At 40.5% G+C, this 20743-nt stretch carries 14 protein-coding genes; 9 read left to right on the top strand and 5 right to left on the bottom strand.

Annotated features, from left to right (window positions below):
• Positions 1-88 precede the first annotated feature (88 nt).
• Positions 89-3694: an amidohydrolase family protein gene (locus ABXG83_RS01995; RefSeq protein WP_353549826.1), complete on the bottom strand. Its 3606-nt coding sequence runs from the start codon at positions 3692-3694 to the stop codon at positions 89-91.
• 123 nt (positions 3695-3817) lie between these two features.
• On the opposite strand from ABXG83_RS01995, the gene ABXG83_RS01990 reads away from it, so the two are divergent.
• Positions 3818-4714, top strand: coding sequence for a transglutaminase-like domain-containing protein (locus tag ABXG83_RS01990; RefSeq protein ID WP_353549825.1), 897 nt, complete (start codon positions 3818-3820; stop codon positions 4712-4714).
• Here ABXG83_RS01990 and ABXG83_RS01985 read toward each other — a convergent pair.
• From ABXG83_RS01985 to ABXG83_RS01975, 3 genes are all read right to left on the bottom strand, one after another.
• Positions 4685-5218, bottom strand: coding sequence for a DsrE family protein (locus ABXG83_RS01985; protein WP_353549824.1), 534 nt, complete (start codon positions 5216-5218; stop codon positions 4685-4687). The genes ABXG83_RS01990 and ABXG83_RS01985 overlap by 30 nt on opposite strands.
• 83 nt (positions 5219-5301) lie before the next feature.
• Complete coding sequence (locus ABXG83_RS01980) at positions 5302-7542, bottom strand: Tex family protein (RefSeq protein WP_353549823.1); 2241 nt, start codon at positions 7540-7542, stop codon at positions 5302-5304.
• 152 nt (positions 7543-7694) lie between these two features.
• Positions 7695-9008: an exonuclease domain-containing protein gene (locus ABXG83_RS01975; protein ID WP_353549822.1), complete on the bottom strand. Its 1314-nt coding sequence runs from the start codon at positions 9006-9008 to the stop codon at positions 7695-7697.
• 509 nt (positions 9009-9517) lie between these two features.
• Between ABXG83_RS01975 and ABXG83_RS01970 the strand changes: the two genes are divergently transcribed.
• From ABXG83_RS01970 to ABXG83_RS01955, 4 genes are all read left to right on the top strand, one after another.
• Positions 9518-9757, top strand: coding sequence for a hypothetical protein (locus ABXG83_RS01970; RefSeq protein WP_353549821.1), 240 nt, complete (start codon positions 9518-9520; stop codon positions 9755-9757).
• A gap of 85 nt (positions 9758-9842) precedes the next feature.
• Entirely contained in the window at positions 9843-12530 is a 2688-nt protein-coding gene (locus tag ABXG83_RS01965) for a valine--tRNA ligase (RefSeq protein WP_353549820.1), read from the top strand.
• Positions 12531-12536: 6 nt separating this feature from the next.
• Entirely contained in the window at positions 12537-13193 is a 657-nt protein-coding gene (locus tag ABXG83_RS01960; protein ID WP_353549819.1) for a phosphatase PAP2 family protein, read from the top strand.
• Position 13194: 1 nt separating this feature from the next.
• Entirely contained in the window at positions 13195-13698 is a 504-nt protein-coding gene (locus tag ABXG83_RS01955) for a GNAT family N-acetyltransferase (RefSeq protein ID WP_353549818.1), read from the top strand.
• A gap of 129 nt (positions 13699-13827) precedes the next feature.
• On the opposite strand, the gene ABXG83_RS01950 is transcribed toward ABXG83_RS01955, so the two are convergent.
• Entirely contained in the window at positions 13828-14328 is a 501-nt protein-coding gene (locus tag ABXG83_RS01950; protein ID WP_353549817.1) for an Lrp/AsnC family transcriptional regulator, read from the bottom strand.
• Positions 14329-14445: 117 nt separating this feature from the next.
• On the opposite strand from ABXG83_RS01950, the gene ahcY reads away from it, so the two are divergent.
• The 4 genes from ahcY (at position 14446) to ABXG83_RS01930 (ending at position 20690) form a co-directional block, all read left to right on the top strand.
• On the top strand, positions 14446-15771 hold the full coding sequence (gene ahcY / locus ABXG83_RS01945; protein ID WP_353549816.1) for an adenosylhomocysteinase: 1326 nt from the start codon (positions 14446-14448) through the stop codon (positions 15769-15771).
• 167 nt (positions 15772-15938) lie between these two features.
• On the top strand, positions 15939-17843 hold the full coding sequence (locus tag ABXG83_RS01940; RefSeq protein ID WP_353549815.1) for a beta-N-acetylhexosaminidase: 1905 nt from the start codon (positions 15939-15941) through the stop codon (positions 17841-17843).
• 384 nt (positions 17844-18227) lie between these two features.
• Positions 18228-18677, top strand: coding sequence for a hypothetical protein (locus tag ABXG83_RS01935; protein ID WP_353549814.1), 450 nt, complete (start codon positions 18228-18230; stop codon positions 18675-18677).
• A gap of 285 nt (positions 18678-18962) precedes the next feature.
• Positions 18963-20690: a hypothetical protein gene (locus ABXG83_RS01930; protein WP_353549813.1), complete on the top strand. Its 1728-nt coding sequence runs from the start codon at positions 18963-18965 to the stop codon at positions 20688-20690.
• Positions 20691-20743: the final 53 nt, after the last annotated feature.

Genomic DNA, 20743 nt, shown 5'->3' with positions numbered 1-20743 from the left:
ATGCAGGTCGATTTTAAAAAAGAGTGGCGAACAAAATCAATTGTTCGCCACTCTTTTTATGTATATCAGATAGCTGAAACCATGAGACCTACTCTTTCACTGCTGTAGTTACTTTCGGTGCCTCTTTGGTCCAAGAACTAATATCCAGCTTTCTGGTAGTTGGATAAACTTCATCCAATGTATTGCCATCGTACATACGTCCGTTTTTAATGACGTAGCGAATAGATTTGGTATTTCTGATATTTTGTAATGGATTCGCATCCATAATTATCAGATCCGCCAATTTACCCGATTCAATACTTCCTAAATCCTTATCCAATCCTAAAGCAGTTGCGCCTAGAATAGTTGCAGTTTTTAAAGCGTTCAGCGGACTCATACCACCACTCGCTACACTCCATAACTCCCAATGATAACCGAGCCCTTGTAACTGACCATGGCTACCTACGCCAACCAAGCCACCTTGTTGAACTAAACTATTGCTGCCCTGTGCATGTTTCTGGAATACATGGTCTTCTGGTGTAAACCATCCACCATTACCACCGGTTCTTCTTCTCGCTTTTGTATTGAGTTCCTCATACGGAGTAAAGCGATTCAGCTTAGGATCCTTTAATGGACTTTCATTGGTATAATAATAATTCTCAGCCCAAGGACCACCGTATGCTACCAGCAATGTTGGCGTGTGAGCCATTTTACTTTCTGCAATAGTCTTGGTCACATCTTTATAAAGTGGAAATATAGGAATCGCATGCTCTACACCAGGATAGCCATCCAACAAGTGTGTCATATTGAGTTTGTAATCCAATCCACCTTCAGTAGTAGGCATCAATTTTTGCTCTTTAGCAGCCATGATGATCCACTGACGAGCCTGGCGAACACCTGTGAGGTACATTTTGATGTATTGTGTTTTGTAGTATTTGCTATACTGCTCCAATACTTTTTTCGTTTGATCCAAATCACGGAGGTTATACATCCAATAACCAACTCCCGGACCAGTACTATAAATTCTCGGACCCGGAATCGTTCCTGCTTCTACCATATCACCATAAGTCAACACATCCGTGGTTGCTGTTTGTGGATCTCTTGTGGTAGTAACACCATAAGCGAGGTTTGCTGCATAGATCCACACTGTATTTTTATGCAGCCCCCAGAATGGCCACATGTGAGAATGCGTATCAATAAACCCTGGCGTGATCGTCTTTCCAGAACAATCAACCACTTTCGCACCAGCAGGTGCTGATAAACCTTTACCCACTTGCTTGATCCTGTTATTCACGATCAGGATATCTCCACGCTCTATCACTTCATCACCTTTCATGGTCACAATCCTCGCATTACGCAACAAAATAGTTCCTGCAGGCATGTCCTTCTCATAATATACTTTCACCTGAACTTCTGCTGGACTATACTTCTCTTTCTTCTTGAGTTCAGCTTTGTCTAAGCTATCCTGTTTTGCTTTTGCGGGATCTGCTTTTAATGCAGCAGCCAGATCGGTTGCTTTTTTCTTTGCCAGAGAATCTGCTAACTTCTTTGCTTCTGGTCCGGCAGCTGTCAATGCTTTAATACTATCAGCAGCTCTTTTCGCTTCTGCTTTCTTTGCATCTTTCACTGAATCTTCCACTGCTTTTGCACGCTCTGTATCATATACCCAATGTCCATTACCCAAACTCCAGTGTACTTTCTTTCCATCACCTTCCCATGCAGGGAATTCTCCACCGATCTCTGTCAATTGTCTGGCCGGGAAAATACTAGCAGCTGGTTCTGCCACATTGATATTTGGTGTTTTACCTGTTTCAGGAATGGTCACCACGTACACATTATTGTTCACCTGTGCCAATGCCTGATTACCAACAGGAGCCATAAGAATGATTCCTGCAGCAGAAGGCATATTCTGCGGTTCTCTGGAATCAGAAGATTCCGGTAGCATACAATGATTCAAAGGATTGGATACAGACATATATCTACCCATCACATATTCTTTACCATTTGATACCGGCTCTTTATGTGCATCTCCATGTCCATCAAGCACTGATCCGAAAGTAGTGATACCGGTGATCCGTACATGCGTTTTAGGATCTGTACCATCCCAACGAATAGAGATCAAGGAACCACCTCCTGCATTCAGGAATATTCTTTCTGTATCTTTTGTAAAATGGATATTACCTCTGTTTCTCGCTAAATCCACCACTTTGATATCACCACCGTTTTCATTCATCCAAACGATCTCTCCTTCTGCGCCATCAAAGAATGGATCTTCCGCGTCTTTGAATAATCGTTTAGGACCACGGAAAAACGCAATGCGTTGATTGTAACTCCATGCAGGTTGCATATAAAATGCTGCTTCTGAAGTTAATTTAGTCACCTGATTAGAGCCCACAGTTACTTTATACAAATGTCCACCCTCTTTTTCTTCCCATGTAGCAAAGACGATTTGTCTGCCATCTGGACTCCAGGCCGGCATTGCTTCTGTGAAATTGTGATTGGTAACGCGCACGGGAGTTCCATTCGGGTAATCCATCACATACAATCGATTCAATACAGTGAATGCTAATTTTTTTCCATCAGGACTTGGTACTGCATCACGAATTTGGGATGCCAATGCATGTGTAGTGTCCTTGATATCGTAATTGAAATATAAACGAGGTCCTAATTCCAGTTTAACATCTACATCCATTGGGATTTCGGTTGCAGGATCTCCATTCACAGGTATTTTCCAAATCTTACCACCATAGCTGGCGATCAGTTGTTTACTATCCGGTGTGAACGCCATACCTGGCAATACCCCTTGAGGCGCAATACTTTCTTGTTCATCACGCTGTACAGGATACGCTAACCATCTTTCATCACCATTTTTCAGGTTACGGATCACCAACCCTGTTTTATCATTATAGCGTGAACCATACACCATCCATTGTCCATCTTTACTTACTGTAGGTGTAAAAGCAGAACCATAACGAGTGGTTATGGTATTTGTTAGTCCCTTATCACGATCATATGTTCCGATTTGATATTGCGGCAATAACGCATTGTAATTCCATGATCCGTTACGCTGACTATAATAAACGGTCTTCCCATCAGGACTAACAAATGGATCGATGGTCTTCAGTCCACCTGGAACATCATTCAACTGAATTCCACCACCTCCGTCTGCATGAAACATCCATAAACGTGGCAAGCGTCTGCCCCTGCTGGCAATCACATAATTACCATCAGGCGTCCATACAGCATTCACATAATCATCTACTCGGGTTTTGGTGAGTTGTATGGTATCCTGCTTTTGCATATCCAGGATCCAAATATTATCGCTACCACTTCTATCACTTGTAAACAATAATTTTTTACCATCCGGACTAAAACGCGGATGAGTTTCATAAGCAAAGCCTTTGGTTACAGGTGTTGCTTTACCCCCAGTGATCGGCATGGTATAGATATCTCCCATGAGATCAAAGGCGATCGTGTTACCATCCGGACTTACATCCACACTGATCCAAGTGCCTTCTTTAGTATTAAAGCTGATTTCTCTGGATGGCTTTAATGGCAAGTCTTTAAAAGTTGTATACACTGGTGTATCTTTTTTAGTAGAATCTCCTAAAAAAGAAGAGAAGGACCAAAGACTGTTATCTTCATTCGAAGATACCCATGTGGTCATCAGGGCCGCAGAAGCGATAGCGATCCCTGAGAAGAATAGTTTTCTCATTCGGTACGGTTTTATAGTTAAAAGATACGACTGATACCGATACCATAAACTCCATTTATCAAAAAAGCCTGATTTTGTTGTGTAACCTTTAGACTAAAAAAACGTTCTACTCAAAAAAAATGAATGAAAAACATCTGCCTGCTCTTCATCTTTTTTTGTGCAAGCACCTCTTTATTTGCGCAAACAGGTCGTACACATTTAAGTGAAACCATTGATACCACTGAATTACAACTTTCCGTATTAACACAAGACATTGTAAAAGATCAAAATAGTTCATATGGTAAAGCTCGTGCAGTACTGAACTGGCTTTCGAATCGATTAGATTGGAAAGCCACAGATTATCAAACAAGAACTGTGAATCAGATCTTGGCACGTGGCGGTGGTAATTGCTTTGAATTGGCTAAAGTGTATATGGCCATGATCAAATCCATTCACTTGCCATACAGAGCCATAGCAGAAATCAATCTACATGTATATAGTGATGAACGACAGAAAACAGCGGAAGAAAAAGTGGTTCAAGTAGGTAATCGGATGTCTGTATTCGGAAGACAACACAATGATCATCGATGGCTTGAAGTATTAGACGAAGAAACTGGGAAATGGGAACCCGTTGACCCTTCGATGAATGTAATTGGAACAGAACAATGGCTTAAAGCAAGGGTTTGGTTTGGTCCCAGAATGACCATCGATACTTCCATTACAAATGATATGATTGTTCCAGTGGCTGTGTTTGTAGTAGATCAGCAACAGCAGTTATCCACAGACAGAAGCCGTCATTATCTGATCGAAGCCTTTAATCAATTGTACCAGGGAAAATTAACAGATCTCCCATCATGGAAAAGTTGGACCGCTCAAATTAAACAATTATCGCCACATGTAAAAGCCGCTTTTGAGGGAAAAGAGAACCTTCATCTGCGCGAAAAAGACATTGCTAAATTGGTCAAAACTTATCAGGATCTTAAGAGAGAATTCATCCAAAAAAATAAGCTGTTACCATTTAATGAGGGCATATCCCTTTAATTGGTAAGTAGTAATGGTGGTCAATGCTGAAGTCGCAACACCAATACCCGGCGCTAATGTTGAAGGGTCAATCCCTCTTTTTTTAAGTGTCTGTCCACATACTACGATCTTGACACCTGCATCCAATAAAGCTTTGATCATGGGTAAATTGGGATTGTCTACTTTATATCTTGCTTTGTAAGCTTCATTATTCAAAATGGTATACCCTGCAGCATTATGTACTGCCATTACCATGTTGATCTTTTCTTTAGGAACCCCTCCCACACCATGTAAGTTGAGTAAAGTGCAAGCTGCTTCTATCCCCAAATTGATGGTATCCGGTTTGATGCTGGCCATAACAAGATCCACCAACAGTTTGTAATTCATTTTTGGATCCGGCTTTTCTACCGCATCTGGTATTTCATATACCGGGCCAAAATCTTTAATGATTGGATTCACCTTATCCTGAGCAAAAGAAACAGTGACGAACACAACTGCTGCAACCAGCGCAATAATCTTTTTCATGATCATGATTTAGAGATGACAAGATAACGCATGTTCAGGAATCAAAATCACCGTTTATCAACTCTTATTTCACTTTCAATTCCTTATTTCCCAAACTTCTTCTTCAATGCATTCAATGCATCATTGACACTCAATGAAGAAAGATCTTCTTCTTTTTGCTTAAAGTTTTCTTGTCGTCTCGTTCTTCTGTCTCCCTGTACCCTTTCCTCAGCACTAGCCTGCTTAATCGATAACCCGATACGCTTTCGTTGTACATCCACTTCCATTACTTTCACCTGTACTTTTTGTCCGAGTTTCAATGCCTCGCCCGGATCACTGATATATCGGTTGGCAATTTCACTCACATGTACCAATCCATCCTGCTTTACTCCAATATCCACGAAAGCACCAAATCTGGTAAGATTGGTCACGACTCCGGGAACGATCATTCCGGTTTGTACATCTTCCAACTTATAGATCTGTGCAAATTCAAACTGTTCTAATTCATTACGAGGATCCAGTCCGGGCTTCTTCAACTCATTGAGGATATCTCTCAGTGTCAATTCACCGAACTGTTCTGTTACATATTTTTTAGGATCGATCTTAGCTACCAATGTTTCATTTCCGATCAATGCTTTTACGTCTACTTGTAAATCACCCGCCATCTTTTCCACGATAGCATAAGCTTCCGGATGAACAGCACTCGCATCCAGTGGATTACTTCCTTCTTTGATCCTTAAAAATCCGGCACACTGTTCAAATGCTTTGGCACCCAAACGAGGTACTTTCAAAAGTTGATTTCTTTCCTTAAACCCACCGATCTCAGATCGATAACGAACAATATTATCAGCCATGCTGCCACCAATACCACTGACATATGCCAGGAGATGTTTACTTGCAGTATTCAAATTAACACCAACTGCATTCACACAGCTTACTACTGTTTGGTCTAATCGTTCTTTCAAACGGAACTGATTTACGTCGTGTTGATACTGCCCAACCCCAATACTTTTCGGATCGATCTTTACCAATTCCGCCAATGGATCCATTAAACGACGACCGATGCTTACAGAACCACGAACTGTTACATCCTGATCCGGAAATTCTTCACGTGCTGTTTCAGAAGCTGAATACACAGATGCCCCATCTTCATTCACTAAGAAAATAGGCAGCCCTAATTGCATTTTTTTGATAAACTGTTCTGTCTCTCTTCCTGCAGTACCGTCACCGATAGCGATGGCTTCTACTTTGAACTGCTCTACCAGCTTTCGAATCTTATGTTCACTTTCATAGATCCGATTGTTTTCATGAACATAGATCAGATCAGTTGTTTGGAGATCTCCTTTGTTATCCAAGCACACCACTTTACAGCCAGTTCGATAACCGGGATCGATGGCAAGAATATTTTTTCTGCCCAATGGCGCGCTCAATAACAACTGACGAAGGTTTTCAGCAAAAACGTTGATCGCTTCTTCATCCGCTTTTTGTTTCAATGATGTTCTGAATTCAGATTCCAAACTAGGCTGCATCAATCTTCTATAGGCATCGCGAAGCGCTTTTTTCAAATGCTCTGACCATGGACTCATCCCTTTGATAAATTGCTGCTCTAACAAATAGAGCGCATCTTCTTCCAATGGTGCGATACCCATTCTCAATACGCCCTCCAAAAATCCACGAAGGATGGCGAGAATACGATGAGAAGGGATCTTATGGATCGGTTCCGAAAAATCAAAATAATCTTTGTACTTGACGCCCTCTGTTTCTTTATCTGCCAACACCTTACTTTGCATCGTTGCAGTATCCTCAAACAGTTTACGCATTTTGGCACGTACTTCAGCATTCTCATTGACCATTTCTGCAATGATATCTCTGGCTCCTTGCAAAGCATCTTCTGCTGATGTGATCTTTTCGTTGATATATTTAGCAGCTTCCAATGCCACGTCATCTTGTTGCTGTGCAAGCATAATATCTGCCAAAGGCTCTAATCCATTTTCACGAGCCGTTTGTGCTTTTGTTTTTCTTTTGGGTTTATAGGGCAGATAAATATCTTCCAATGCAGCTATCGTAGTGGCGTTATTTATTTTTGTCTGCAACTCCTCCGTCATCTTTCCTTGTTCTGTAATGGCTTTTTCGATGAAAGTTTTACGTTCAGTAAACTCTTTGAGAAACTTAGCCTCATCCTGGATCTGTTGAATCTGTACCTCATCTAATCCACCCGTTTTATCTTTTCGATAACGTGCGATAAAAGGGATCGTAGCACCTTCTTCGAATAATGCTAATACTGCTTGTACTTGGGTTTGTTTGAGATTCAATTTAACGGCGATCAATGCAGCAAAACCAGACATAAACATTTTCCTTTTTGACGATTAAAAAATCAGGGGAGCGAATGTAGGAGGAAATGAGGGTGTAAAAAAAAGATGTGGATAATCTGAGCGCCTTGTTTAAATTTTACGGGGTGATGGGCTTTTTAGCTGTGAGCTATGAGCTATGAGAAAAATTAAGCAATGCGAATAACCTTAGATGGATAACGTTCTGTATAGTTACGGATCATTGAGCGGATGACCTCATTTTCCGGATACATGGTCAATTGACCTTTTAATTCTTCCAACTGATGAATAGCGGTATCAGCATCTGTGATACCCATCCCATAAAAGACACCGTTTTCAACAAGGATACAGGCTGACTGATCGCGTATCACAAATGTTTCTTTTTGTTCTGTGACCCAATGTAATGCAGTCATTACCCGTTGATTGTACTCATCTACTGCTGGCCACTCTTTTTGCGGTGTGAGATCAAGAAAACAGAGTGCGGGATGAAGATCATGCATCTTTACCAACTTCCATAACATCCTGTGTGCATCTGCTAACAAAGCAAAGGATGCAATCGGCTGTAAATATTTTCTTTTTTTATCGATACCCAATCTGATATAACCTCTGTTGTCTTCAAACTGATAGATACCCCAGACCTGCTCAAATCTTTTCTGACTTTTATTATGTATCGGCCACAGTCTTTTGATCTCTACACTCTCAAACAATGACGCTATAAATTCAGTCGGACATTCTACATAAGAGATCCTATGAACGGTTCTTAGAAGTTCTTGTCGTTTTTTACTGATATCTAAACCGGAAAAATGACTGAGTACCCTTTTCTTCAAATTTTTAGCCTTGCCCACATACAGCACTTTATCTTTTTGATCATGGAAGTAGTAGACGCCGGGTTTTTGGGGCAATCCCATGACCTGTTTTTCAGGCAAATGAGCCGGTAGCGTTTGACCATGATTTTCCTTCTTCAGCATCTCTTTGATCAGTCGCTGACCATTGTTTTGCAGTACCATATCTAATACCTGAGCAGTAGCCAAAGCATCCCCACCTGCACGATGTCGATTGGTAATCTGGATATCCAATTCCCTGCATAGATGACCTAATCCGTATTTGCGAAATCCGGGAAATACTTTTCGACTCAAACGAATTGTACAAAGTTTCGGCACATTCAATTGATAACCTGCTTTTTGTAAATGGTACTTAACAAAAGAGTAGTCGAAATTGACATTATGGGCCACAAATATTCTCCCGGATAAAAGATTGAAAATTTCCTGTGCTACTGTTTCAAATGAAGGCGCTTTTGCAACCATGGCATCCGAAATTCCGGTCATATTCGCGATATATGGAGGGATCTCCTGATGCGGATTGATGAGGGTCTCATACTTCCCCTCCACTTCAGTACCATTGTGTAATACGATGGCGATTTCGGTCATTCCATGTTGTTCCGGAAAACCGCCCGTTGTTTCGATATCCACAATAGCAAATTGCATACAATAAGGCTTGTAAATTCGGTAAATAAAGCATATCTTACAAACAAAGATTCAGTTCTCCCCCGACAGCCCCGGTTTTATTGACAGCTTGGATTTCTTCTGAACGATATAAAATATCCTCTGGAAGACCGTAAAACCTTTTTTACGTACCAAATCTACTTGCCATGTCAAACACAAAATCCCAATTTCACATCAGTGAGAATGCACGGAATGCCGCTATTGTGGCCATTATTTTGATCGCTGTTGTTGTATTGTCTTATCTGGAATGGAAAGGCCGCGCCTGAGCATTCACTACCCACTGATTTTTTACGCTAAACCCTGATTTCTCTTCTTTATTCTGCTCTTTTTGAGCAGACTGTAATGTTTTTGTTCTTGCAGAGACCTATGGATCAGAAAAAAAATGGTGCAAAACTGTAACCTAATTCATAAAGGATCGTTAGGTATAATTAACAGTGGTTAACCTGATCTTTTCAAAAGGCCGGTTAGCTTTGTACCAGAAAACAACTGACATGAAGAATATTGTTTTGATTTGTCTCTTGATCGCCTTCACTGCCTGCAGTGGCAGTCAGGTTCGTCAATTCTGCAAGAAAGCAGGAAACCAAGTGGCCAATTGTTGCACTTCCATGTCTTTGAAGCAGCGAAAAGCCTTACAACAAGGGAATATGATGCATGAAGAAGAAAAAAGCGTTCCTCAGCAACCCCAGGCTATTTCTATTCTGGAATGGAATGAAGCCATATTTATCTGGTAATCCGGATCCCCTTACTCTCAATATATAACCACGCCATGCGTGGTTTTTTTGTACCCCCTCTCACTCCCCCACTATTTTCGTAGTTTTGCCAGCCTTAAAAAAGAGATCAGGAATGGAATTGAGCAAGAACTATATCCCGGGTGACATAGAAGCCAGATGGTACCAACATTGGCTTGATAAAGGTTATTTCAACAGTACACCCGATGAACGGGAGTCTTTTACCGTTGTGATACCCCCTCCAAATGTTACGGGCGTGTTGCACATGGGCCATTGTCTGAATAACACCATTCAAGATATATTAGTACGTCGCGCTCGTATGCAGGGTAAAAATGCCTGCTGGGTTCCTGGTACCGACCATGCTTCTATTGCTACAGAAGCCAAAGTAGTAGCCATGCTGCGCGAAAAAGGGATCGCTAAATCTTCTATTGGAAGAGAAGAGTTCCTTCAGTATGCTTGGGAATGGAAAGAGAAATACGGCGGTATCATCTTGCAACAGCTGAAAAAAATGGGCTGTAGCCTTGATTGGAGCCGCACTTCTTTTACAATGGATGAAGATTACTATCAATCAGTGATCAAAGTTTTTGTTGACCTGCATGAAAAAGGTTGGATCTATCGTGGTAAACGAATGATCAACTGGGATGTAAAAGCAAAAACTGCTTTGAGTGATGAAGAAGTGATCTATAAAGAAGTACAGAGTAAGTTGTATTATGTTCGATATGAAATAGTTGACAGTTTAGAGTTGACAGATGACAGTAAGAAGAGAGAGAAAGAATTCATTACGATTGCTACGGTGAGACCAGAAACGATTTTAGGTGACACTGCAATATGTGTAAATCCGGATGATGAGCGTTATAAACACTTACATGGCAAATATGCCATCGTTCCGTTGATCGGCAGGAGAATTCCCATCATTGCAGATGATTATGTGACTACAGATTTTGGTACTGGTGCATTGAAAGTTACGCCTGCGCATGACATGAACGATTATCAACTCGGACAGAAATACAATCTGGAAGTAATCGATACCATGAATGATGACGGCACGATGAGTGAAGCTGCTCAGTTATTCATCGGTGAAGATCGTTTTGAAGTTCGCAAGAAAATAGTTCCTGAACTCGAAGCGAAAGGACATATCGTTAAAATTGAAGACTACACCAATCAAGTCGGATTCAGCGAAAGAACAGATGCAGTAGTTGAGCCGCGACTGAGTTTACAATGGTGGGTAGATATGAAAAAAATATCTGAGCCTGCATTAAAAGCGGTCATGGATGGTGATATTGAATTCCACCCGGCCAAATTTAAAAATCTCTATCGTCATTGGATGGAGAATATCAAAGACTGGTGTATCAGTCGTCAATTGTGGTGGGGACATCGCATTCCGGCATGGTATACGCCCGATGGAACTTATGCAGTAGCTGCTACAAAAGAAGAAGCGTATCAAAAACTCAGCTCTCAGCTCTCAGATCTGAAATTGGAAGATATACGTCAAGATGACGATTGCCTGGATACATGGTTCTCCAGTTGGTTATGGCCTTTTGAAGTTTTCAAAGGATTATCCAACCCGGGTAATGCGGAAGTAAAATACTACTACCCCACCAATACATTGGTGACCGCACCAGAGATCATCTTCTTTTGGGTGGCACGTATGATCATGGCAGGCGAAGAGTACATGAAAGAAATACCTTTCAAACATGTATACTTTACAGGTATCGTAAGAGATAAGCAAGGAAGGAAAATGAGTAAGAGTTTAGGAAATTCACCTGATCTGCTTGCACTGATTGATCAATATGGAGCAGACGCTGTTCGATTTGGCATCATGATCTCCTCACCTGCGGGTAATGATATTTTATTTGATGAAGCCGCGTTAGAACAAGGACGTAACTTCAACAATAAACTCTGGAACGCACTCAAGCTTATCAAAAGCTGGGAAACAAGAATAGAAAAAAGCGCGCAGCCGGCAACTCAAAGCACTCAGCTTTCGTCCTTTGCAACCGATTGGTTTGAATCTCGCTTACAACAAGCAAAAGCAGAAGTAGAAACACTCTTGCAACAATTCCGTTTGAGCGAAGGCCTGAAAGTATTGTATTCTCTGATATGGGATGATTTCTGTAGCTGGTATCTGGAATGGGCAAAACCCGGATTCGAGCAGCCGGTAGATCCTTTTGTGTATGAAAAAACATTGACCTATTTCGAGGAAATGATGCAGTTATTGCATCCATACATGCCATTCATTTCCGAAGAGATCTATCATCTATTAAGGGAACAGTCTGTTGATTTATGTGTAAAACAACAAACCACTGTAGGTCCTATAAATAAAGCCATTCTTGAATCCGGTGAATTATTGAAACAAGTGATTTCTGCTTTGAGAGATGCCAGAAATAAAAATCAGATCAAACCAAAAGATCCGATCAAACTGCATATTGAGACCAATCAACAAAAGCAATATGAAAGCATCGCAGGCATTTTATCTAAACAAGTCAATGCTGCCACTATTGATTTTGAAACATCAGTCAACAATGCCATTGTTGTAGCAGTTGAAAAAGATAAATTCTTTATCGAGACAGAGCGTCAATTAGATACCACTGCATTGAAAGCAGAGTTATTGAAAGATCTCGATTATCAGAAGAACTTCCGTGACAGTGTCATGAAAAAACTAGGAAATGAACGTTTTGTTCAAAACGCCAAACCTGAAGTAGTAGACCTGGAGCGAAAGAAATTAGCAGATGCGGAAGCAAGGATCAAGAACATTGAAGAAAGTCTGAAGAATCTTTAAATAAATATGTATCCAAGAATTCTGAAGTATAAAAACAATACAACAAAAGCCATGTTCAAAATATGGCTTTTGTTGTGTTTGGCCGGCTTTACATCCAACCCAACCTGTAACGCACAAGCAGCTCCATGGGAAGTACGGATGGTCAGAAATATCAATCCCGTGAATCCTTCCGGCAGTTTCTGGGATGGTGTTTCCACGACAGCAAAACCCATCAGCGTAATGATACCTGTTGGTATGATGACGGCAGCATTGATCAACAAAGACCGGCTCACACAACAGAAAGCCATTGAAATAGGTGGCAGTATTTTTATTGCGGCTGCTACAACTGCTATGATGAAGCAATTGATTCGCAGAGAACGACCGGCAAACGTTTATACAGACATTTATCCCGATCAACCGGATCAAGGATTTTCATTTCCATCAGGACATGTATCGGCAAGTTTTGCAAGTGCTGCTTCATTATCTATCCAATATAAAAAATGGTATATAACAGTACCCGCCTATCTCTGGGGTACGGGCGTTGCTTATTCGAGAATATATATGGGGCAGCATTACCCAACAGATGTTGTTATGGGTGCAGCAACAGGTATCGGCAGCGCTTATCTTGCACACTGGTTGAACAAGAAACTATTCTTGAAAAAGCAAAACACAAAAACAAAATAAAATGTCGGCTGCTTTACATATTCGCGAGGCAAATGCTAATGACAGATCTGTTATCAGATCCTTAGCAGAAAATACCTGGCCTGAAGCGTATGGAAAGATCATCTCTCAGGAACAGATTCGTTACATGTTAGATATGATCTATAATGACGACGCTTTGTTAGAACAAATGCAAAAAGGACATCAATTTTATCTCGCTGAACTGAATGATCAACCGATCGGATTTGCTTCCGTTTCTGAAGAAGGTGCGCAAGGATGCAAACTCAATAAACTATACATTCTCCCCAGCATTCAAAAATCAGGTGCAGGAAAAGCGCTCTTACAACAAGTGATTGCTTACACAACTGAAAAAAATCATACCCGTCTTTTCCTACAAGTCAATAAGCAAAACCCTGCCAAAGACTTTTATACCCGCATGGGATTTACGATCGCAGAAGAAGTGAAATTGGATATTGGTAATGGTTTTTTTATGGATGATTACATTATGGAGTTGGGGTGCTGGGATTAGGTACTGGGTACTAGGTACTGGGTGATCGGGTGATCGGGTATCGGGATATTGTTTTTTTAGATCATTGGGTTGGCAATACTAGATAGTAAGATGATTTACGATTTGCTATGAACCATACGCTACTTGCAGCTAATACACCAATACATGTGTTTGCTTGATCACTCCCATCACAAATACACTTTGCACATGTCCTAAATTCTCTGCCTGACTCAGTTTATTGACGTGGAAATTGTAGTAGTCATCCATGTTTTCTGCTACTACTTTGAGCATGAAATCGAATTCTCCTGAAATATTGTAACACTCGATCACTTCATGCATCTCTAAAATGCTTTTGATAAAGCGTTCACCTGCGTTTCGATTGTGTTGCTTGAGAGATACATAACAGATCACCATCAATCCCTTCTTTACTTTCGAATGATCCAATAAAGTAGCATACTGTCTGATGACTCCCTGCTCTTCCATTCTTTTAATTCGCTCATGAACAGGTGTTGTACTCAACAATACTTTATCAGATATTTCTTTCACTGTAGCACGAGCATTCTGCTGAAGAATGCGAAGTATGGCGAGGTCCTTATCATCTAGTGTCAGATTACTGCTAGTGGATTCGGCTATTTGTTTCGTTTTGGGCATACGATTTAATCATTTTATTCCTTCAAAGATACATTTTTAGCTATTTTATTCTATTTTTTTTAAATAAAGTAGAATATTCATCTATAAATATAGATTTGCACTTCATAAAAACACTATATGTCTACATTAACTTCTTCTATCGACTTCAACCTGAAGTATAAAGTGGCCGATATCAGTCTGGCAGACTGGGGCCGTAAGGAAATTCGTTTGGCTGAGGCTGAGATGCCCGGTCTGATGGCATTGCGTGCTGAGTATGGCGCTTCACAGCCCCTGAAAGGTGCTCGTATCGCAGGATGTCTGCACATGACCATCCAAACTGCTGTATTGATCGAAACATTGGTTGCATTGGGCGCTGAAGTAAAGTGGAGCTCTTGTAATATCTTCTCTACACAGGATCAGGCTGCTGCTGCAATTGCTGCTGCAGGTGTAGGTGTATTTGCATGGAAAGGTCAAACACTCGAGGAAGCTGATTGGTGTATTGAACAAACTTTATTCTTCGGTGGTGCTGATCGTCCATTGAACATGATCCTGGATGATGGTGGTGACCTGACCAATATGGTATTCGATAAATATCCTGAGCTGGTTCAGCATATCAAGGGTTTATCTGAAGAAACCACTACCGGTGTTCACCGTTTGTATGAGCGTATGGCAAAAGGCACTTTACCTATTCCTGCGATCAATGTGAATGACTCTGTTACCAAATCTAAATTCGATAACAAATACGGTTGTCAGGAATCACTCGTTGATGCGATCCGTCGTGCTACCGATGTGATGATGGCAGGTAAAGTGGCTGTTGTAGGTGGTTATGGTGATGTGGGTAAAGGTTCTGCATTATCTCTGCGTGGTGCAGGTTGCCGCGTGATCGTTACAGAGATCGATCCGATCTGTGCTTTACAAGCTGCAATGGATGGTTTTGAAGTAAAGAAAATGATCGATGCGGTTAAAGAAGCTGATATCGTTGTAACTGCTTCTGGTTGTCGCGATCTGTTGACTGAAAAACATTTCCGTTTGATGAAAGACAAAGCGATCGTTTGTAACATCGGTCACTTTGATATTGAGATCGATATCGCTTGGTTGAACAACAACTACGGTCATACCAAAGATACTATCAAGCCTCAGGTTGACTTGTACAATATTGATGGTAAAGACATCATCATTTTGGCTGAAGGTCGCTTGGTGAATTTAGGTTGTGCAACAGGACACCCTTCATTCGTAATGAGTAACTCTTTCTCTAACCAAACACTGGCTCAGATTGAATTGTGGAATAACCACAAGAACTATGAGAACAAAGTGTATGTGTTACCTAAGCACTTAGATGAGAAAGTAGCTCGTTTACACCTTGCAAAAGTGGGTGCTGAACTGGATGAATTAACAGATGAGCAAGCTGCTTACCTCGGTATCTCTAAAGTAGGTCCGTTCAAAGCAGAACATTATCGCTATTAATTTTTTGAGTGATATTCTATATCAGCAACCCGACAAGCAATTGTCGGGTTGTTTTTTTCTGTGCATCTCAGTGCATTCAGTGGCATTCAATTGCCACTAAAGACACAGAATAGCAGCGAAGTAATAAGCCAGATTATTTCTTATTTTTCAGTTTCAAATTTGCCATCATGAAAAAGTTATTTGCTTTTACTCTTTTATCGATATCAGTTTTGTTTTTGACTGCCCAGGATGCTGAACCTATACACATTATTCCCAACCCCTCATCCATAACTGTAGGTAAAGGATACTTATCATTAAAACCTCAGATCACTATTCGTGTTGATGGTGAAGGGGTACAGCATATCATTGATCAATTCAAAGACAGACTCTTAAAAGCAACCGATACCCGCGCTACTATTGTACAAAATAGTGCGGATATTGAATTTCAGTTGTCAAAAAATGAAGACCCGGCATTGGGATCAGAAGGATATCGTCTGATCGTTACACCAACCAACATCATGATACTCGCCAATAAACCTGCCGGATTATTTTACGGAGTTCAGTCTTTTTTTCAACTACTACCTAAAGAAACAGAATCGAATACTGCATTGCGTAAAAAAAGATCTGAACCATGGAAAATTCCGGTTGTATCCATCATTGATAAACCCCGTTTTGGTTGGCGTGGATTGATGTTCGATGTGAGTCGTCATTTCTTCACCAAACAAGAAGTTAAACAGTTCATTGATGAAATGGTGCGTTATAAATTCAATCTGCTGCATCTGCATTTAACTGATGACCAAGGCTGGAGGATTCAAATCAAATCTCTACCACAACTGACAGACGTGGGTGCATGGAGACCTAAACGCGAAGGAAAATGGGCCAACACTCCCGATCCCTCTCCCGATGAGCCAAAAAATTATGGCGGCTTTTATACACATGAAGACATTAAAGAATTGGTACAATACGCCAAAGAGCGATTTGTAAATATTTTACCGGAGATCGATATCCCCGGACATAGCATGGCCATGCTTGCCGCGTTCCCAGACCTGTCTGCAACACCTGGAACAAAATATTGGGTAAATGCAGGTGAGAAATTCATGGAATGGCCCGCAGGTGCTCATTTCTATGCTTTAAAAGACAATAACCTCTCTCCAGCCAATGAAAAAGTATACCAGGTGTTGGATAAGGTCTTTACAGAAGTAGCACAACTTTTCCCTTTTGAATACATTCACATGGGTGGAGATGAAACAGCAAAAAATTTCTGGGAGAAAAGTGATGAGATCAAAGCACTCATGCAAAAAGAGAACTTGAAAGATATGGACGCGGTTCAAAGCTATTTTGTGAAGCGTATTGAAAAGATCATTCGTTCTAAAGGCAAAAAAATGATGGGTTGGGATGAGATACTGGAAGGAGGCTTAGCAGAAGGCGCTTCTGTTATGAGCTGGAGAGGCATGAAAGGGGGCATTGCTGCGGCAAAAGCCAATCATACAGTTGTAATGTCACCAACAGACTTTGCCTATTTAGACTACTATCAAGGAGAGAAAACAGTTGAGCCGCCGGTATACGCCGGATTACGCTTGCAGAAAGCCTATCAATTCGATCCATTACCCGACAGTATAGATCCGAAGTTCATTTTAGGTGGACAGGGCAATCTTTGGACCGAACAGATCCAGAACTTTAAAACCGTGCAATACATGCTTTGGCCACGCGCACTGGCACTTGCAGAATCTGTTTGGACGCCTAAAGAGCGTAAAAATTGGGATGATTTTGTTGGTCGTGTTGAGCACCAATTCGAAAGAATGAATCATGCCAAGATCAGATACAGCACTGCCATGTATGACCCTATCATAACTGCCAGATATGATGCTCAGAAAAATCTGGTATTAGTGGTAGATAAAGAGGTCTCCAATATGGATGTACATTTTTCTATTGATGAAAGTAATCCTGATCACACTTATCGTAAATATGTATCTCCTTACACTTTACCGAAAGATGTTGCAACCGTGAAGTTTGTTTGCTACAAAAATGGCAAGCAAGTAGGTAGGCAAATCAATATTTCAATAGAGGAATTGAAAAAGAGGATAAAGCAATAAGTTGCATGCTTCAAGCTACAAGCTGCAAGTAGAATTTAAATGAGTACTACTTGTGGCTTGTAGCTTGCAGCTTGAAGCTCAAAACTTACCGACACTCCCGCCGTTCATCCCAAACACCCTTCTCCACTCCTGTAACTCGTCACAGGAAACAGCCCTTTAGTATTTCATTAAGAAATCGGCTACAATCCTTTTCCATACTGCATTACAGACCAATGTTAACATTGCTTAACATTGGCATTAACACCACTCATAATAACGTGTCTGTAACGCTTGTAACTAATCACAATCTACTTCGTCTATCTATCATCACGTTCTACTTTTGACTTGTCAATCAAACAAAAGAAAACGACAAACTATTTATAACAATATTAATAAAGCAAGAAAATGAAAAAGTTATTCATCCTGACCTTAGCGGTCATCGCCCTTGGAACCAGCGCTTTTGCTGACACCAACAAAAAAACAAAATACAATGGTGCTAGCCATTTCAGCTCAACTTTTACAGGTGTGAAAGAAGTAAGCTGGAGTGCTGACGAGAAATTCGAAAAAGCCAGCTTTCTGGAGAATGGTATTAAGAAAGAAGTGTTCTACACCCATGATGGAGAGTTGATCGGTTTAACTAAAACCTATGCTTTCGATAAATTACCGAAAGCTGCTTTACAGACCATTACTACCAAATACACTTACCCTGAGTTTCAGTTGGAAGATTGTATTGAATTCACCAATTCAGTTGGAGAAACTAGCTACTTTATCTCTATGGAAAAAGTAAACCAGAAATTGGTTTTACAAATCTCTGAATCAGGTGATGTGAGTATTTTCTCAAAAGAGAATAAGTAAGATCGCAATTTTCTCAGTCTATATATATCTACCCGGCCCGTAAGCCGGGTTTTTTCTTTTAACATTCATCCAATTAACATTTTGCCTAATACTTAGCCCTATTCCTTAACTTCCGTTCGGATTATTTCTCAACTGTAACAGCGGATCCTTTTTGGAATGAATTGCCATGCTTCTATATATCGATTCATATTGTTGATCTTAACTTGTATAGGTATCACACCTTGCTTTGCGCAAGAACCTAAACTTAAAGAAGACACCGTTTTTTTTCTGGCAAATAAAAAAGGTTTGTTAGGTAAACTAGGAAGAGCTGTGTCTGTTAGCGGAAGAGAAGATATTATCACCGAAAATAAAGGTGCCATTAAAAACGAAGAGGTCTTTAAACCTTTCCGGGGAAAGATCATCCGACAAATACGTGTTGAAAAATTGTCCTTTGATAATTCGGTAAATGATACGGTTAAAGTTCAGCGTCGGTTCATCAATGATATTAGCGACGCCTTATATACCGGAACTACAAATAAGACCATCCTTCGCAATCTTTTTTTTATCACAGGAGATACACTTTATCCCTATCTCATTGCAGATAATGAACGATTTCTTCGAGAACTTTCTTATCTGCAAGATGCCAGAATCATAGCTTCGGATGTGCCGAATGATCCTGATGCAGTAGATATTACCATTCGGTGGAAAGATCTATTCCCAATTGGAGGAAGTGCGGAAATAGGCTCACTCAAAACCATTAGCCTGGAAGTAAACAATGACAACCTGTTTGGTTCCGGCGACAGAATTCAATTTCGGGGATTGTATGATCTGGATAGAAGACCAGATTTTGGATCCGGATTTGAATACACCAAAAGAAATATCGGAGGCAGTTTTTTAAATCTAATGTTTGGATATCAAACCCATGCTCCTGCTTTTAACAGTGGGCGCAGAGAAGAGAAAGCCCTCTACCTGCGTGGTGAATTGCCATTGGTTAGCCCGTACCACTCTTGGACAGGTGGATTTGAACTTTCCGAAAGGCATACAGAAAATGGGTATATCAATGATTCATTGTATAAAATAGATTTCAAGTACCAATATCAGAATCTAGATGGATGGCTGGCACATAATGTAGGCGCCAGAAGACAACTGAAAAGGAACTTCAATTCCAGATTGAAGAAATTCATTGGGATACGTGGTGTGCAACGTTTATTCAACGATATACCGGATCAGTTCAAAACCACTTATAACTACTATTATTCTAATCTGGAAGCCGTCTTAAGTGCTTTCACGATCTTTCAACAAGACTATTACCACACCAATTTCCTATATGGTTTCGGTCGAAATGAAGACGTGCCGGAAGGTTTTAGCATGACATTACTCGGAGGATGGGTAAAAAGAAATACAGTAGAAAGACCTTATGTTGGTTTCGATTATCAGCGAAACTATTTTTCGGATAATAAAAACTATGTGAATTATATCATTCGCTTTGGTACTTATTTCAATCGAAATAGATTTGAAGACATCAGTGGATTGACAAGTCTTGAATATTTTACCCGGCTTCGTAAGATCAGTGGATCGAATTGGTATACGCGTCATTTTTTGAGTGGAAGTATTACGCAGCAGGTAAAAACGGTTTTGAATGAACCACTAAGACTTACCAGTATTTTTGGTATCCCGGAGTTTAGAAATGAGCTGACAAGGGCTTCTACAAGAATAAGTGCGAGTTGCGAATCCGTTTTTTACAATACCCAAAAAAAATATGGATTCAGTTTTGCTCCTTTTGTGTTCAGCAATATCACTTATCTTAAAAGTATCGGTGAAGGTTTTGATCAGGGTGATATTTTTACTTCATTGGGAACAGGTGTAAGAACCAGAAATGAAAACCTTGTTTTTGGTACAATGGAACTAAAAGTATTTTATTATCCGAGAACGACAGATCGCATGACTCCCTGGAACCTGACCTTTAATACAGGCCTGCGTTTCAAATACAATAGCCAGTTATTGAAAAAGCCGGATTTCGTTCAGGTCAACTGACATTTTTAACATTCCGGTCATCATAAAAAAAGCCATCACGTCAACCTTTTCCT

Origin of the sequence: Sediminibacterium sp. KACHI17, assembly GCF_040362915.1 — a bacterium.
Classification (GTDB): domain Bacteria; phylum Bacteroidota; class Bacteroidia; order Chitinophagales; family Chitinophagaceae; genus Sediminibacterium.
The sequence above is the reverse complement of the archived record's forward strand: the minus strand, read 5'-3'. Positions and strand labels throughout refer to the sequence as shown.

Bases quoted from the DNA above. Each gene is read 5' to 3' on its own strand.
- ABXG83_RS01995 (WP_353549826.1), bottom strand. From the start codon at position 3,694: ATGAGAAAACTATTCTTCTCAGGGATCGCTATCGCTTCTGCGGCCCTG.
- ABXG83_RS01990 (WP_353549825.1), top strand. From the start codon at position 3,818: ATGAAAAACATCTGCCTGCTCTTCATCTTTTTTTGTGCAAGCACCTCT.
- ABXG83_RS01985 (WP_353549824.1), bottom strand. From the start codon at position 5,218: ATGAAAAAGATTATTGCGCTGGTTGCAGCAGTTGTGTTCGTCACTGTT.
- ABXG83_RS01980 (WP_353549823.1), bottom strand. From the start codon at position 7,542: ATGTCTGGTTTTGCTGCATTGATCGCCGTTAAATTGAATCTCAAACAA.
- ABXG83_RS01975 (WP_353549822.1), bottom strand. From the start codon at position 9,008: ATGCAATTTGCTATTGTGGATATCGAAACAACGGGCGGTTTTCCGGAA.
- ABXG83_RS01970 (WP_353549821.1), top strand. From the start codon at position 9,518: ATGAAGAATATTGTTTTGATTTGTCTCTTGATCGCCTTCACTGCCTGC.
- ABXG83_RS01960 (WP_353549819.1), top strand. From the start codon at position 12,537: ATGTATCCAAGAATTCTGAAGTATAAAAACAATACAACAAAAGCCATG.
- ABXG83_RS01955 (WP_353549818.1), top strand. From the start codon at position 13,195: ATGTCGGCTGCTTTACATATTCGCGAGGCAAATGCTAATGACAGATCT.
- ABXG83_RS01950 (WP_353549817.1), bottom strand. From the start codon at position 14,328: ATGCCCAAAACGAAACAAATAGCCGAATCCACTAGCAGTAATCTGACA.
- ahcY (WP_353549816.1), top strand. From the start codon at position 14,446: ATGTCTACATTAACTTCTTCTATCGACTTCAACCTGAAGTATAAAGTG.
- ABXG83_RS01940 (WP_353549815.1), top strand. From the start codon at position 15,939: ATGAAAAAGTTATTTGCTTTTACTCTTTTATCGATATCAGTTTTGTTT.
- ABXG83_RS01935 (WP_353549814.1), top strand. From the start codon at position 18,228: ATGAAAAAGTTATTCATCCTGACCTTAGCGGTCATCGCCCTTGGAACC.